The sequence below is a fragment of the Tatumella sp. JGM130 genome, from assembly GCF_018257525.1.
GTDB classification, from domain to species: Bacteria; Pseudomonadota; Gammaproteobacteria; order Enterobacterales; family Enterobacteriaceae; genus Tatumella; species Tatumella punctata.
Window position 1 is genome coordinate 1 of sequence record NZ_JAERJS010000004.1, and the last position, 16,384, is coordinate 16,384.

General features: G+C 51.6%; 11 protein-coding genes and 1 pseudogene. 6 read left to right on the forward strand and 6 right to left on the reverse strand.

What is annotated here, in order from left to right; genetic code table 11:
• Window positions 1-77: 77 nt before the first annotated feature.
• The 6 genes and pseudogenes from JK211_RS02695 to udk all read right to left on the reverse strand — a co-directional run.
• Window positions 78-629, reverse strand: a pseudogene (locus JK211_RS02695) (ABC transporter permease); the annotation flags it as partial.
• 164 nt (window positions 630-793) lie between these two features.
• Window positions 794-1,807 carry a UDP-glucose 4-epimerase GalE gene (gene galE / locus JK211_RS02700; protein WP_212707139.1) on the reverse strand — a complete coding sequence of 338 codons (1,014 nt, stop codon included), beginning with the start codon at window positions 1,805-1,807 and terminating at the stop codon, window positions 794-796.
• Window positions 1,808-1,850: 43 nt separating this feature from the next.
• Entirely contained in the window at window positions 1,851-2,747 is an 897-nt protein-coding gene (galF, locus tag JK211_RS02705) for a UTP--glucose-1-phosphate uridylyltransferase GalF (protein WP_212707140.1), read from the reverse strand.
• A gap of 362 nt (window positions 2,748-3,109) precedes the next feature.
• Window positions 3,110-4,909 carry an outer membrane assembly protein AsmA gene (gene asmA / locus JK211_RS02710; RefSeq protein ID WP_212707141.1) on the reverse strand — a complete coding sequence of 600 codons (1,800 nt, stop codon included), beginning with the start codon at window positions 4,907-4,909 and terminating at the stop codon, window positions 3,110-3,112.
• A gap of 20 nt (window positions 4,910-4,929) precedes the next feature.
• Entirely contained in the window at window positions 4,930-5,511 is a 582-nt protein-coding gene (gene dcd / locus JK211_RS02715; protein ID WP_212707142.1) for a dCTP deaminase, read from the reverse strand.
• A 63-nt stretch (window positions 5,512-5,574) separates the two neighbouring features.
• Window positions 5,575-6,216 carry a uridine kinase gene (udk, locus tag JK211_RS02720; RefSeq protein ID WP_212707143.1) on the reverse strand — a complete coding sequence of 214 codons (642 nt, stop codon included), beginning with the start codon at window positions 6,214-6,216 and terminating at the stop codon, window positions 5,575-5,577.
• A gap of 255 nt (window positions 6,217-6,471) precedes the next feature.
• On the opposite strand from udk, the gene JK211_RS02725 reads away from it, so the two are divergent.
• From JK211_RS02725 to JK211_RS16995, 6 genes are all read left to right on the forward strand, one after another.
• Window positions 6,472-7,098: a phosphatase PAP2 family protein gene (locus JK211_RS02725; protein WP_212707144.1), complete on the forward strand. Its 627-nt coding sequence runs from the start codon at window positions 6,472-6,474 to the stop codon at window positions 7,096-7,098.
• A 73-nt stretch (window positions 7,099-7,171) separates the two neighbouring features.
• Window positions 7,172-8,524 carry a molecular chaperone gene (yegD, locus tag JK211_RS02730; RefSeq protein WP_212707145.1) on the forward strand — a complete coding sequence of 451 codons (1,353 nt, stop codon included), beginning with the start codon at window positions 7,172-7,174 and terminating at the stop codon, window positions 8,522-8,524.
• A gap of 197 nt (window positions 8,525-8,721) precedes the next feature.
• Window positions 8,722-9,912, forward strand: a complete 1,191-nt coding sequence (locus JK211_RS02735) for an MdtA/MuxA family multidrug efflux RND transporter periplasmic adaptor subunit (RefSeq protein WP_212707146.1) — start codon at window positions 8,722-8,724, stop codon at window positions 9,910-9,912.
• The gene (locus JK211_RS02740) at window positions 9,909-13,034 is read left to right on the forward strand and encodes an MdtB/MuxB family multidrug efflux RND transporter permease subunit (protein WP_212707147.1); all 3,126 of its coding nucleotides are present in this window, start codon (window positions 9,909-9,911) and stop codon (window positions 13,032-13,034) included. Before JK211_RS02735 ends, JK211_RS02740 begins: the two co-directional genes overlap by 4 nt.
• On the forward strand, window positions 13,031-16,099 hold the full coding sequence (mdtC, locus tag JK211_RS02745) for a multidrug efflux RND transporter permease subunit MdtC (protein ID WP_212707148.1): 3,069 nt from the start codon (window positions 13,031-13,033) through the stop codon (window positions 16,097-16,099). The genes JK211_RS02740 and mdtC overlap by 4 nt, the downstream gene beginning before the upstream one ends.
• Window positions 16,096-16,224, forward strand: a complete 129-nt coding sequence (locus JK211_RS16995; protein WP_256441123.1) for a hypothetical protein — start codon at window positions 16,096-16,098, stop codon at window positions 16,222-16,224. Before mdtC ends, JK211_RS16995 begins: the two co-directional genes overlap by 4 nt.
• The last annotated feature ends 160 nt before the right edge of the window (window positions 16,225-16,384 follow it).

Sequence of the window (16,384 nt, forward strand, 5' to 3'; positions counted from 1 at the left end):
AACGCACAGAAATGGAAGCCACAAAAGTACCTCAAAAACACCATCATACACTAATCAATAAGTTGGTAGCATTACCTTGGCGTACAATAAAACATCAGCATGATAACCAGCGGAATAAAACGCTCAAGGTCTCTGAAAAACAGATTTAATGAACTTATCGCTAAAGACAGCCCAAGAGTTAATATCATTTGCGCCATTCCGATTAACGGAACACCCCATAACCATGACCATGAGGGGGTCATATTATATATCAATAGGAAAATAATAATTACTGGTATGGTACAAATAAAATGCAAAAACTCCATGAAAACATTACAAAATGGAATGATTGACCTGGGGAATACGGTTTTTTTGATGATCTGTGCATTAGAAATAAATGAGAATAACGAATTACTGACTGAACTGGCGAACCATTGCCAGGGGAATAATCCGGTAATCAGAAAAACTGTATAGTCCGGTATCTGAACCCTCATTACCAATTTAAAAATAAAGTAATAAATCAGCGCAAATAATAAAGGATTTGCAATAGACCATAAATAGCCAAGAAAACTGCTTTTATACCTGACCTTCAGTTCTTTCTCCGTAAGCACAGAGATAAGATCGATTAAATAACCAGCACTAAACTTCATTTTCTCTATCCGATTTTAAGTCTGAGAAGGTAACTGACTGTATTTTTCCACGCTACCGCCCCGGGCTTTTCAGCTACCCGTACACTATATAACTGTTAAAAATTCAAGCTGAACTTATGTGCTAATATGCCGGCAACTCTGTCACCGGCATCCCAGATTCCTTATCAGCGATACCCGTTGGGATTTTTACTCTGCCACAACCAGGTATCACGCATCATTTCATCAAGGCCGCGGCTGACTGTCCAGCCCAGTTCACGTTCTGCCAGCGAAGGATCCGCCCAGAAAGCCGCCAGATCACCACTGCGACGTGGTTTGATAGTATAAGGCACCGGTTTTCCGCAGGCTTTTTCAAAGGCTTTGATCATTTCCAGCACCGAATAACCTTTGCCGGCACCCAGATTATAAGCACGGTAACCAGTACTCTGTTTCAGGTGATCCAGGGCTTTAAGGTGCCCTTCCGCCAGGTCAACTACGTGGATATAATCCCGCTGGCAGGTACCGTCCGGAGTGTGGTAGTCGTCACCGAAGACACCTAACTGCGCCAGCTTACCGATAGCTACCTGGGCTATATAAGGTAGCAGATTATTCGGGATACCGGCCGGGTCTTCACCGATTTCACCTGACGGGTGCGCCCCTACCGGGTTGAAATAACGTAACGCGATAGTATTAAACGCCGGCTCTGCACGGGAAAAATCCTGCAACACCTGTTCGATCATCACTTTAGATGTCCCGTAGGGGCTGGTCGTCCCGCCGATCGGGGTGGTTTCAACATAAGGAACCGGGGCATGCTCACCGTATACCGTCGCTGAAGAACTGAAAATAAAATTCATGATCCCGGCGTTGCGCATCTCTTCCAGTAATATCACTGTGCCTGAGACATTATTGTCATAATATTCAAGGGGCATACGGGTGGATTCACCCACCGCTTTCAGTGCCGCGAAATGAATGACTTCCGTCACAGGATAGTCAGCAAACAGTTTTTGCAGGCACTGACGATCGCGGACATCACCTTCAACAAAAGTCGCAGCTTTACCGGCCAGTTTTTCCACACGGCGCAGAGATTCCTGTGACGCATTACAAAGATTATCCAGTACCACAACGTCATCACCACGTTCCAGCAGTGCCAGTACCGTATGAGACCCGATATAACCTGCACCACCCGTGACTAAAACTGACATATCTGACTCCATGTTGTTAATGTTATAAAGAGATAACAATCAATTATTTTGCGATAATACGGCGTATGCTCTCACGGAATTCCTGCCCCTGTGAAGGGTTATGCAGCCCGTAACTGACAAAAGCCTGCATATAACCAAGTTTGCGCCCACAGTTATAATCCGTACCACTCAGTAACGAAGCTTCTACCGGTTGTTTTTTGCTCAGGCTGGCGATGGCATCTGTCAGCTGGATACGCCCCCAGGCACCGGCTTCCGTCTGCTCCAGCTCTTTCCAGATCGCCGCCGACAGTACATAACGCCCTGCCGCTGCCAGGTCTGATACTGTCTCAGCAGCCTGTGGCGGTTTTTCGATAAATTCTTCTATCTCGCTCACATCTCCGGGGTTATCAAGCACTGTGCGGGTAGTGATGACGGAGTATTCAGACAGGTCTTCGCCCGGCATATGCTTGCTCAGTACCTGGCTGCGGCCTGTTTCTTCGAAGCGCTCTATCATTGCCGCCAGGTTATAACGCAGGTGATCGGCAGTAAAACCATCCAGCACAATATCAGGCAATACCACGATAAAAGGATTATCGCCGATCATCGGTTTAGCACATAAAATAGCATCCCCCAGCCCCAGAGGTTGTGGCTGACGGACATTCATGATCGTCACACCCGGCGGACAAATGGACTGCACCTCTTTCAGTAACTGACGCTTAACCCGCTGTTCCAGCAGGGCTTCAAGTTCATAAGTCGTATCAAAATGGTTTTCGACCGCGTTTTTAGACGCATGGGTCACCAGGATAATTTCTTTAATCCCTGCGGTTGCACATTCATCAACGATATACTCAATCATTGGCTTATCAACTATTGGCAACATTTCTTTGGGAATAGCTTTTGTGGCCGGTAATAAATGCATACCTAATCCGGCAACCGGAATCACAGCTTTTAATTTGGTCATAAATAATCCATTCCTTAATCAAAATTAATGCCTGATTATGTGCGACAACGCAGCTTAATCTGCATCAGTATCTTCTGAAATCATCTCAGCGACCAGCCATTCCGTCGTCATTGTCTGCCGGTTCGCACTGCCGGTAACCCGGATGCCGTTTTCACCGGATAATGGTAGCCAGTACAGCGATACCGTTCAGGTACCGGTGACACAGCGTACCTTCTGAGTCACTGACTGCGTCTTATGCTGCTGGCTGTACAGTTATTCTCAGCAAAAACGAATGTTATTCACGTTCTGAAAAACCAGCCCCGTTCAGGTTTACCCTTTCCCCGCCATAATCAGCCCCCCGGGGGAAGGCTTATCCGGACAGACTATTTTTGAGGTGCAGTGCGATCCGTATGGTCTGTCCAGCGATTCAGGCGATTTCTCAGCTCATTGCGCATATCACCATTCAGCAGCTGGCCGATGGGTAATGCATAGCGCAGTTTATCCCATGGCCCGTAGAAACGCAGGGGTATTGGTTGGTCAGCCAGTAACTGTACCAGCCTGCTATCCCCTTGCCAGTTTTTCATCAGCAATGCAAAAGTGATATCCATAGAACGGGCCGAAAAACTGATATTCCCCTGACCGTTAAGTTGCATATCATGACTTTCTCCCCGCAGCTGAGTGATTTTCAGTACTCCCGGGGTCAGGCTGATGCGGCCATTAAGTTCCGGCACCGGTGAATGGGCCAGTGACCCCGCCTGTACCCTGTCACTGGATCTGGTAACCGCGTCACTGACCATCTGCGGCAGGTTGAAAGGTGCCGTATCCAGCTGATCGATTCCCAGGCTGGCTTCGCCCTGCCATTGATTAAGAATATCATTATTACTCAGGCCATTACCTCTGAACTGTCCGTTCAGTGTTAAGGTGCCTTTCACTGCCTGCGGTAACTGCAAAAAGGCCAGTACCGGTTGTAACTCAATATTACGTAATACGGGGCTGAAGCTGACCTGCATTTCGGCTGGCCGTAAGTCAATCTGTCCCGGCAGCGAGAAGTTCCCCGCCCCTGACTGCCCGGTCAGAGTATTAATATTGATTAATCCCTGATTCGCGGTGGTATCTAACTGTAAATGTGCTAATGGCAGCCCTCGCCATATGGCGTTACTGGCACGGATGCTGATATCCATATTCGCAGTACGTAGCCAGGTTTGCTGCAACGGCTGGCTGGCAGTATCGGCAATCACCGGTGCCCTGACGACATGGGGTGATGACTGACTGACTGAGCTGCCGGCAGATGCCAGCAACTGGTCAAAGTCCGCAGTGTCGGATACCAGTCGCGCCCGCAGTCGCGGAACAGGTTGTAACTGGCCGTCAATATTCCCCGAAAAATCACTGTTGTTCGCCTGCAGCGAAAGGCCGGAAACGGCAAACTGCTGACCTGACGGACGCCAGATGGCATTAAATACGGCATGGCCATTGATACCGTTTGCCGGTAAGTCGACCCCGGAAATCTGATAGCCGGACGCTGTTACCTGCAACCCCAGTTGTTGCGGATACTGGCTGGCATCCAGGTTACCGCTCACTGTCAGTTGCAGATTCTGCTGATTACGCGAGACCCTGCTACTGAAGTCAAACTGGCCTTGTTTATTTTTTTGCTGGCGGACAGACAAATTAAGATCACGAAAATTCATCTGGTTGCCGCTGGCGTCCTGCCAGACAAACAGGCTGTCGACAATATCCAGTCGGGCAATATCGAAACTCCATCCGCGTCCCACTGCCGGTTCTCCGGTGGGGCCTTCTGCCGGCCCCACCGGAGAACCGGGCTGGCGTTCACCTGCAGTCGACGGCAGGTCACGGATCACCGCATTTTTCAGCAACACCTGGCTGACTTTAAGCTGATGGGATAACAGTGGTAATAACTCAACATCCAGCCGCATATTTTCTGCTGTCACCGCCGGCTGGCTGGCACCCGGGGCGGTTAACGATAACTGGTCACTGAGGATGCTGAGCTTTGGCCATACATGCCAGCGTAATTCACCGGAGAGTTTTAACTGATAACCACTGCGTTTAGCGACCTGTTGCGCCATATACCCGCGAAAATCATTCGGATTTACCAGCAGTACCAGCGCTGTCATTCCTGCGACAATGACCACCAGTAATATTGCCAATGTGGTTATCAATCTTTTCATACCATCCCCGGTGTGAATAGTTAGTCTTTATCTATCCTGCTGGCAACTGCGCCTTGCTGATCGCGATATTTTGCGTCTTCTCTGCGATTATACGGGCGCTGGGCAGGGCCTGACAGTGGTTCGAAACTTAATGCCCCTATCAACATACCCGGTCGTAAAGCCAATGGCAATTTACCTGAATTATAGAACTCCAGCACAATCCGGCCTTTCCAGCCCGGGTCAATACGGTGCGCCGTCACATGAACCATCAGGCCCAGCCGTGCCAGAGAAGAACGTCCGTCCAGCCAGCCTACCAGGTCATCCGGCAGGGTCACCGATTCCAGGGTAACAGCCAGAGCCAGCTCACCCGGATGCAGGAAAAATGCATCCCCCTCCGGCAGGTTAATCTCATCACTCATCACCCGATCCAGTGCCGCGCTGACTTCAGCTTTCGGACCACTTAAATCGATATATGCCGCCGTGTGCCCGCGGAATGTCCGGAACTGGTTACCCAGCCGGACATCTACGGTCGCACCGTTGATACGCTCCACCGGCGGACGCGGTGAAATATCAAGTCTGCCATCGTCGAGCCAGTTTTCTATATCCCGGTCACACAATCTCATGCAGATGTCTCCTTTAATCCCTGCTGCTGACAAAAAAGGAGGGAAATCCCCTCCCTGTCGTCGTTATTCAAAAAACTGATTAATTTTCGCTTTCAGAATATCAATAGCAATGCGGTTTTTACCCCCGCGCGGCACAATGATATCGGCATACTGTTTGGAGGGTTCAATAAACTGCAAAAACATCGGACGAACCGTTTTCTGATACTGAGTCATCACGGAGTCCATTGATCGGCCACGTTCATTGACATCGCGTTTCATTCTGCGCATCAGACAAATATCTAACGGTGTATCGACAAAGATTGAGAAATTCAACTCATTGCGTAACCGCGGGTCGGTCAGTAACAGGATCCCTTCAAGGATAATAACCTTTTTAGGCTCCAGATTAATCGTTTCCTTCATCCGCGTGTGTTCAGAATAGCTATACACCGGAAGTTCGATCGCACTACCTGCTTTCATTGCCTGTAAATGCGCCAGTAATAAATCATGATCCATCGCATTCGGATGGTCATAATTAGTTTTAATCCTCTCTTCCATAGTGAGGTGGCTTTGGTCCCGGTAATAACAATCTTCCGGGATCACACCGATATGTTCGTCACCTACCTGGTCACGAATTTCACGATAGAGCGTGCTGGCAATCAAACTCTTACCTGAGGCTGAAGCTCCGGCAATACCGACGATTACGCACTGATGGGACGTGTCAGTCATACTTTTTTGAGACCTGAAACTGAAGCCGGTATTTTCTGATAATCTACAGATCATACAGGCAAATTGAGAGGGTATACGCCGGCGATTATAGGGATTTCACCGCACTGATGCCAGAAAAAAGCATCAGTAATCTTCAGACTACGCCCATAGGCTGCCCCGGTAATATTCTATATACTCCCCTGCCACACCGGATACTGATTAATTATTGCCCGCAGCTACGGCTATCACCTGAATACTATGTTCACCAGGGAAAATATGTACTGGAAAAATTTAACTTATTTTGGCGACAGTATGTTGCTGCTACCCACTGCCGTATTAATAGCTATATTTCTGCTCTGGAAAAGCGGTCGCTGGCAAACCGCCTTCGGCTGGCTGGTCACTTTTGGCAGTGCCGGTATGATTGTCAGTATCTCTAAGGTAATGTTTATGGGCTTTTTTCTCGGCAGTAAAACCTATAATTTTACCGGTTTCAGTGGCCATACCACTATGTCCTCCACCTTCTGGCCGGTCTTTATGTGGCTGATATCGGCCCAATGGCCGTTAGTGCGCCGCCGCTGCTTAATTATTGCAGGGTACCTGCTGCCGCTGGCTATTGGCTTTTCCCGGCTGCAATTACATGCCCATTCTCCCAGCGAAGTCATTACCGGCGCCATACTTGGCCTGAGTCTGAGTTCGCTGTTTTTGTTTGTTCAGCGACATACGGCGCTGAAAGCTATTCCGCTAACCCAGCTGGCACTTTTTGCCTGCCTGCCGGCGGTTATTTTATTGCAGGGACAACCCGCAACTACTCAGCAATTCCTGGCAAAGCTATCAGCACGGCTGGCAGGTATCGAAAAACCCTTCACCCGGGCTGAGCTGCTGCACTCAGGCACAACAAATTAATTTCAGCCATTTACGCACGGCCGTTAACAGGGTAAAGTCGCCCCTTTTTTTTATTGATCAGGGGGCGAAAGCCATGTTTATTGGTTTTGATTACGGTACGGCGAACTGTTCTGTCGCAACTGAACAGGCGGGGATATTCCGGCAATTACTGCTGGAGAATACGTCACCGCTGCTGCCGTCAATGATATCTGCGCCGCTGCGCACCGTCCCCAGTGAGTGGCTGTATCGCTGCCACAATATCGACTTTCCTGCTGCAGAGAATAAAGCACTGCTGCAATATGCATTGCGTCTCAACCGTGAAGAAGATATCCGTGTCACACCGCAGAATGTCAGTTTCGGCCTGCAAGCGCTGGAAAACTATATTGCTGACCCTGAAGATACCTGGTTCGTAAAATCACCAAAGTCCTTCCTCGGGGCTTCCGGTCTGAAACCACAACAGATCGCTTTTTTCGAAGATCTGGTCTGTGCCATGATGCTACATATTCGCCAGCAGGCAGAATTACAGACCGAAACCCCCGTCACCCATACAGTGATAGGCCGGCCGGTCAATTTCCAGGGGATCGGCGGCGAAGACGCTAACCGTCAGGCGCAGAATATCCTGTTACGGGCGGCACAACGTGCCGGATTCCGTGAAGTAGAATTTCAGTATGAACCTGTGGCTGCAGGGCTGGAGTTTGAAGCCACCCTGAGTCGTGAAACCCGGGTGCTGGTTGTCGATATTGGCGGCGGTACCACCGACTGTTCATTGCTGCTGATGGGCCCGGAATGGCGGAATAAAGCTGACCGTACCGCCAGCCTGCTCGGCCACAGTGGCTGCCGTGTCGGCGGAAATGACCTGGATATTATGCTGGCTTTTAAAACCCTGATGCCGTTACTTGGTCAGGGCGGTAACAGCCGTACAGGTACCGGCTTACCGACACTGCCATGGTGGAATGCTGTCGCCATTAATGATGTGAATGCTCAGAGTCAGTTTTATTCCACTGAATGCGGAGCACAACTCCGGCAGATGGTTAAAGACGCACAGCACAGCGAACTGGTACAGCGCTTATTCACGGTATGGAAACAGAAACAGAGTTACCAGCTGGTACGCAGTGCCGAAGAAAGTAAAATCCGCTTATCAGAAAGCAGTCACACTGCTGTTCCCCTCAGTTATATCGATGCCGGTCTCGAAACATCCCTGGATACCCGGCAGCTCAATGAAGCAATACGCCAGCCGCTGGACAAAATGATCCAGCAAATTACCGGCGTTATGGCCGGGTCAGATACGCTGCCGGATGTGGTCTATCTGACCGGCGGCAGTGCCCGCTCTCCTCTGTTGCGCGAGGCTATCGCCCGGGTTCTGCCTGAAACCCCGGTCACCAGTGGTGATGATTTCGGCTCCGTCACCCTTGGTCTGGCTCGCTGGGCCAGTACGCTGTTTGGTTAACTCTGCATTGAGTTACCGGCGCCCCGTTACGGGGCGTTTTTTTGCTTTCAGTTCCCCTTCTCCCGTCATCATTCCCTGTATTCCGCTGCCAGATATCCTTATTTCCTCCAACTTTCTGCCGAAATTTACGGTTATACTGAGCCAGTCTTAGAGCAGATTTACGCCGGAATTGATTATGCAGGAGAGCATAAAACAGTATGAGAGCAAAATATCGGATGGCTACCGTCGTTCTTTTTTTACTGATTATCATAGCGTTAATTTTAGCCGGCATTCATTCCTGGCATGGGAAAAGCGTCTACAGCACTCAGCAGGCCCGTGACCGGCAGTCATCCGCCATTCCTGTTCAGGTCGCGGTAGCACGCAGGGAGACTGTTCCCCTGTTTATCTCTGCCCTCGGCACCGTCAATGCATCCTCCACCGTGACTGTACGCAGCCGTGTTGACGGGCAACTGATGTCTCTGCATTTTAAGGAAGGAGATACTGTTACCGCCGGTCAGTTACTGGCCGACATTGATCCCCGGCCTTTCCGGGTCGCACTGTTACAGGCTCAGGGACAACTGGCAAAAGATCAGGCTACGTTAAGTAATGCCCGTAATGATCTGCGCCGCTACCAGAAACTGGCAGCCACCCGGCTGGTTTCACAGCAGGATCTTGATAACCAGCAGGCAGTAGTCCGCGAAAACGAAGGCAGCGTAAAAAGCGACCAGGCGGCGGTGGATAATGCGCAACTGAATCTGACCTATAGCCAGGTGACTGCCCCGATCAGCGGCACCGTGGGTCTGAAACAGGTTGATGCGGGTAACTATATTACTGCCAGCGACACCGGCGGTATTGTAGTGATCACCCAAACACAACCTGCGGATGTCATCTTTACGGTACCGGAAGGTATGATTGACCAGATAGTCAGCGCCCGCAGTGAGGGGACACCTTTACGGGTCGAAGCCCGCGATCGTACCGACAGCCGGCAACTGTCAGAAGGGCAATTACTTAGCCTGGATAACCAGATTGACAGCACAACCGGTACCCTGAAAATCAAAGCACGCTTCGCAAACCAGGATAACCGCTTGTTCCCGAACCAGTTTGTGAATATCCGTCTGCAGGTCAATACCCTGAAAGATGCACTGGTGATCCCGGTCGCGGCATTACAGATGAACACCGACGGTCCTTTTGTCTGGGTTGTCAGTCCGCAAAATACGGTCAGCAGGAAAGAGGTCACCACCGGACCACAGCAGGATATGCAGGCGGTCATTACCGCCGGACTGAGTGCCGGAGACAAAGTCGTCACTGATGGTATTGATCGCCTGAATGAAGGCTCAGTGGTGGATATTGTTCAGGGAGTACAGCAACTGCCCGCATCTGACAACACCACACAGGTCACGGCCCCATGAACCAGCCAGCAGAAACCCCGGCAGGAGGACCGTCTCGCCAGTTTATCCTGCGCCCGGTTGCCACCACCTTACTGATGGTCGCCATTGTACTGGCCGGTATACTGGGTTACCGGTTTTTGCCGGTATCGGCACTGCCGGAAGTCGACTACCCGACCATCCAGGTAGTAACCCTTTACCCGGGGGCCAGCCCGGAAGTCATGACGTCGGCAGTAACGGCCCCCCTTGAGCGCCAGTTTGGCCAGATGTCCGGTCTGAAACAGATGACCTCCGGCAGTTCAGGCGGTGCCTCGGTAATCACCCTGCAGTTTCAGCTCTCCTTGCCGCTGGATATTGCGGAACAGGAAGTGCAGGCAGCCATTAATTCAGCGATGAGTTATCTGCCGGCAGATCTGCCCAACCCCCCCGTCTACAACAAGGTAAATCCGGCTGACCCGCCGATAATGACCCTGGCAGTCACGACGTCCAGCCTGCCCCTGACCCGTGTACAGGACCTGGTGGAAACACGGATTGCCCAGAAGATTTCCCAGGTCGGCGGTGTCGGACTGGTCACCCTGGCTGGCGGACAGCGCCCGTCGGTACGGGTCGCCCTGAATTCTCCTGCGCTGGCAGCTCTCGGGTTAACCAGCGAAAATGTGCGCAGTGCTATCAGTGAAAGCAATGTGAATACCCCTAAAGGCAGCCTTGATGGTCCGGAACGGGCCATTACCCTGTCGGCTAATGACCAGCTACAGTCAGCCGAAGACTACCGTCGCCTGATTATCAGTTACCGGAATAATGCCCCTGTCAGACTCGGCGATGTGGCTTCGGTTACTGAAGGTGCTGAAAACCAGTGGCTGGGCGCATGGAGTAATGGCCAGGGAGCGATTATTCTGAATGTACTGCGTCAGCCCGGAGCCAATATTATCGAAACGGCGGATAATATCCGGTCCCTGTTACCGTCATTGAAGAGTACCCTGCCGGCATCCGTGGATTTGCAGCTTGTCAGTGATCGTACCCGGAATATCCGTGCATCTGTCAGTGACACGCAGTTTGAATTACTGCTGGCCATCGCTTTAGTGGTCATGATTATTTATCTGTTTTTACGCAATATACCGGCCACCATCATCCCTGCGGTAGCAGTGCCTATTTCCCTGATTGGTACTTTTGCTGCCATGTACCTGCTGGGATTTTCTGTCAATAATCTCACCCTGATGGCACTGACTATCGCCACCGGATTTGTGGTCGATGATGCTATTGTAGTGATCGAAAATATTTCACGTTATATCGAAAAAGGGGTTCCGCCGTTGCAGGCGGCATTGCGCGGGGCAGGGGAAATCGGCTTTACCATTATTTCACTGACCATATCCCTGATTGCCGTTCTGATCCCACTGCTGTTTATGGGGGATGTCGTCGGCCGGTTATTCCGTGAATTTGCCGTCACCCTTGCCGTCTCTATACTGATCTCCGGACTGGTTTCACTGACCCTCACTCCGATGATGTGTGCAAGGATGCTGAAAAACGGTACGCTTCACCAGCAAAACCGCTTTTCACTGGCCTGTGAAACACTGTTTGTGCGGGTGATTTCCGGCTATGGCCAGTTGTTAACCCGGGTTCTGCAACACCAGTGGCTGACCCTGAGTGTCGCGATCAGCACACTCTTATTCACGGTACTGTTGTGGATCCTGATCCCTAAAGGCTTTTTCCCGCAGCAAGATAACGGATTGATACAGGCCAGCCTGCAGGGGCCGCAGAATGTCTCATGGACCAGCATGGCACAACGTACCCGTGAGGTTGCCGGTATTATCCGGCAGGATCCTGACGTCGAAAATGTCAGTGCTTTTGTCGGTGTTGACGGCAATAACCCCTCACTTAACAATGCACGGTTGCAGATTACACTGAAACCACTTTCTGAACGCCAGCAACGTATCCCGGCCATTGAGCAACGGTTACAGCGTGAGGTCAGCCGGGTCCCGGGGATCAGCCTGTGGATGCAGGCAGTCCAGGATCTGACTATCGACACAGAGGCCAGCCGCACACCTTATCAGTTCACTCTGCAATCCCCTTCTCAGAATGATCTTTCCGTCTGGATACCCCGTCTGCTGGCGGAATTACAAAATGCCCCGCAGCTGCGCGATGTCAGCAGCAACTGGCAGGACCAGGGGAATCAGGCCTTTATCCGTGTCGACCGTGACAATGCCAGCCGACTGGGGATTACCATGGCCGATATTGATAACGCACTCTATGATGCTTTTGGTCAGCGGCTGGTTTCGACGATCTATACCCAGTCAAACCAGTACCGGGTAGTACTGTCCCAACAGACCGACACCACACCGGGCTTACAGGCACTACAAAATATCCGGCTGACCAATGCTGACGGCGGGACTATCCCCCTGACGTCCATAGCAAACATCGAACAGCGCCACAGCTTACTGGCAATAAACCATCTTGATCAGTTCCCGGCCGCAACGTTTTCTTTTGATGTTGCCGATGGTTATTCGCTGGGTGAAGCCGTGGATACCGTCACCCGTATCGAAAGTCAGTTAAACCTGCCTTCTGATATGCTGACACATTTCCAGGGCAGTACCCTTGCCTTCCGTGCCGCACTGTCAGGCACAGTCTGGCTGGTGATTGCCGCTATCGTTGCTATGTATATTGTGCTGGGGATCCTTTACGAAAGCTTTATTCACCCGATCACTATTTTATCGACACTGCCTACCGCCGGGGTCGGAGCACTGTTAGCGCTGCTGATATCAGGGCATGAACTGGATATTATTGCCATTATCGGCATTATTCTGCTGATCGGAATTGTGAAAAAAAACGCCATCATGATGATCGATTTCGCGCTGTCTGCCGAGCGCAATCAGGGGTTAACGGCACATGACGCCATTTACCAGGCCTGCCTGCTGCGCTTCCGGCCAATACTGATGACCACAATGGCGGCACTGCTCGGTGCCCTGCCCCTGATGCTCAGTGTCGGTGTCGGTGCCGAATTACGCCGGCCGCTGGGGATAACCATGGTCGGCGGATTAATCCTCAGCCAGATCCTGACCCTGTTTACCACGCCGGTTATCTATCTGATGTTCGACCGCCTTAGCCATAAACTGAAGCGTCATCGCCGGGCAGCTCCGGAGTCAATATCGTGAAGTTTCTGGCGTTGTTTATCTGTCGGCCGGTAGCCACCCTGTTACTCTCGGTGGCTATTCTGCTGGCCGGATTGCTGGGGTTTCGTTTACTGCCGGTTGCAGCCTTGCCGCAGGTAGATTTCCCGGCGGTAGTGGTCGCCGCCAGTATGCCGGGGGCTTCTGCAGAAACCATGGCTGCCTCGGTCGCCACACCGCTGGAACGTTCTCTGGGCCGGATTTCCGGGGTCAGTGAAATGACCTCTTATAGCTCTCTGGGTAATACCCGTATCATTATGGTGTTTGATCTGGACCGGGATATCAACGGTGCAGCCCGTGATGTTCAGGCGGCACTGAATGCTGCCCAGAGTCTGCTCCCCAGCGGTATGCCATCGCGTCCGACCTACCACAAGGTTAACCCCTCCGATGCCCCGGTAATGATCCTGACACTGACCTCCGGGAGTTACTCTCCGGGCCAGTTGTATGATTTTGCCACCACCCGTCTGTCACAGTCTGTATCGCAGATAGAAGGCGTCGGAGATGTCACTATCGGGGGTGCTTCACTGCCTGCGGTAAGGGTTGATGTTGACCCGCAGCAATTATTTAACCTCGGGATTTCCCTCGACCAGTTACGAACCACCATCAGCAACGCTAACCAGTTACGGCCGCAGGGGGCAATTGATGACACTCAGCAACGCTGGCAACTGGCGACTAACGATATGCTGGATAATGCAGCACAATACCGCCCGCTGATTATCCATTATAAAAATGGCGGCGTTGTACGCCTCGGTGATATCGCAACAGTGACCGATGGGGTGGAAGATAGCCGTAATATGGGAATGAGTGACGGTAAACCGGCAATACTGATGATGGTCAGAAAAACGGCCGACGCTAACGTAATATCCACCGTCGATCGGATCCGTGAGCAATTGCCGCGCCTGAGTCAGGAAATTCCGGCGGGGATCCAGCTCAGTGTGGCACAGGACCGTTCTCCCACCATCAGAGCGTCTCTGAACGAAGTCGAATTTTCACTGACAGTCGCAGTAGCACTGGTCATTATGGTGGTATTTCTGTTCCTCGGTTCGGCCAAAGCCACCCTGATCCCTGCCGTTGTGGTACCTGTATCGCTGATCGGCAGTTTTTCCGCCATGTATCTGTTTGGTTTCAGCCTGAATAACCTGTCCCTGATGGCCCTGACCATTGCTACCGGATTTGTGGTCGATGACGCGATTGTGGTACTGGAAAATATTGCACGGCATGTAGAATCCGGCATGAAACCCTTTAAAGCCGCGCTGCTTGGTCTGCAGGAGGTCGGATTCACGGTGGTCGCCATGAGTCTGTCACTGGTGGCAGTTTTTCTGCCCCTGATGCTGCTGGGCGGGCTGGTAGGTCGTTTTTTCTCAGAGTTTGCGATTACCCTGTCCGTCGCTATTCTGATTTCGTTATTTATATCTCTGACTCTGACGCCGATGATGTGTGCCCGTCTGTTAAGCAACAGCGGACCGCAGCAGCAACGCATCAGTCTGTTCCGGCGCATTATTGACCGGTTACAGGCCGGATATGGCCGTTCTCTGGTTTGGGTATTACAGCATCAGAAGCTGACTCTGGGGCTGTTACTGGCCACCTTCGGCCTGAATATTGTGCTGTTTATCAGTATCCCGAAAACATTTTTACCGGAACAGGATACGGGACGAATTTCCGGCAGTATTGTGGCTGACCAGAGTATTTCGTTCCAGGCCATGAGCGGTAAACTTGCTGATTTTATGCGGATTGTCCGTGCTGATCCGGCAGTAGATAACGTAACCGGTTTCACCGGGGGGATGCGTACCAATAGCGGTTCCATGTATATCGCCCTGAAACCACTGTCTGAACGTAATGTCAGTGCACGCCAGGTAATTGACCGGTTACGTAAAGTACTGGCAAACGAGCCGGGAGCCAGACTTTACCTGACTCCGGTTCAGGATATTCGCACCGGTGGCCGGGCCTCGAATGCCACCTATCAATACAGTCTGTTATCTGATGATTTGTCGGCATTAAGACAGTGGGAACCGGTGATCCTGAAGGCCTTCCGTCAGTTACCACAGCTGACGGATGTCAGCTCCGACCAGGAAGATAATGGCGGCGAGCTACGGCTGGTCTACGATCGGTCCGCGATGGCTGCATCAGGCATCAGCGTCGCCAGTGCCAATGCATTACTTAATAACGCATTCGGCCAGCGTCAGGTATCAACAATCTACCGGCCGCTGAATCAATATAAAGTGGTGCTGGAAGCTGACCCGCGCTATACCCGGGATGCATCGGCTTTATCACAAATGTACCTGATCAACAGTGACGGAAAACCTGTGCCCCTGTCGCGGATTGCCCGCTGGGAACCCGCCAACACGCCTGTAACGGTAAATCATCAGGGATTATCCGCCGCTTCAACCCTGTCGTTTAATCTCGCCGATGGCGTCGCCTTATCACAGGCTTCAGACGCTATCGAAGCGACAATGGTCAGGCTGGGGGTGCCCCCTGCCCTGCGCGGTGAGTTTGCCGGTAATGCAAAACTGTTCCGTGACTCCCAGTCCAGCCAGATCTGGTTAATTGTCGGCGCTATTGCCGCCGTCTATATTGTACTGGGCATGCTCTACGAGAGTTATATCCATCCGATAACCATCCTCTCGACTCTGCCCCCTGCCGGGGTCGGGGCATTAATCGCATTGCGGCTGTTTGATACGCCTTTCAGCCTGATAGCCATGCTCGGCATTTTACTGCTGATTGGGATTGTTAAAAAGAATGCCATTATGCTGGTTGACTTCGCCCTGGTGGCCGAGCGTGAGGGAAAATTATCACCGCGTGAAGCCATTTCTCAGGCCTGCCTGCTCAGGTTCCGGCCAATACTGATGACCACCCTGGCGGCACTGTTTGGTGCATTGCCTCTGGCACTCAGTTACGGAGATGGGGCAGAATTACGGCAACCGCTGGGGATTGCTATCGCCGGGGGGCTGATTATCAGTCAGTTACTCACCCTCTATACCACCCCGGTGGTGTTCCTGATGATGGATAAACTCAGAAAACGCCAGGCGCTGTCACAGGAAACAGGCGAATGAATAAAACAGCCCACGCCGATACCCCGCCACACCCTGTATCGGTACGCTGGCAGTTATGGAGTGTCGCTGTCGGTTTTTTTATGCAGTCACCGGAGACCACCAATGTCATCTATTCACTAACCTGAGAAAATAGAAAAATAATAAAAATCAACAGAGTATCAGGTGATACTGTTTTTCAACACCCCCGCAGTGTCAGCAGAGTGATGTAAGTTTTCCGGCAATAAAAAACTGTACCGGAACTCCCGCTGCTGGCAGGCGTGGTTAATTTCCGGCCATCTTTCTGCT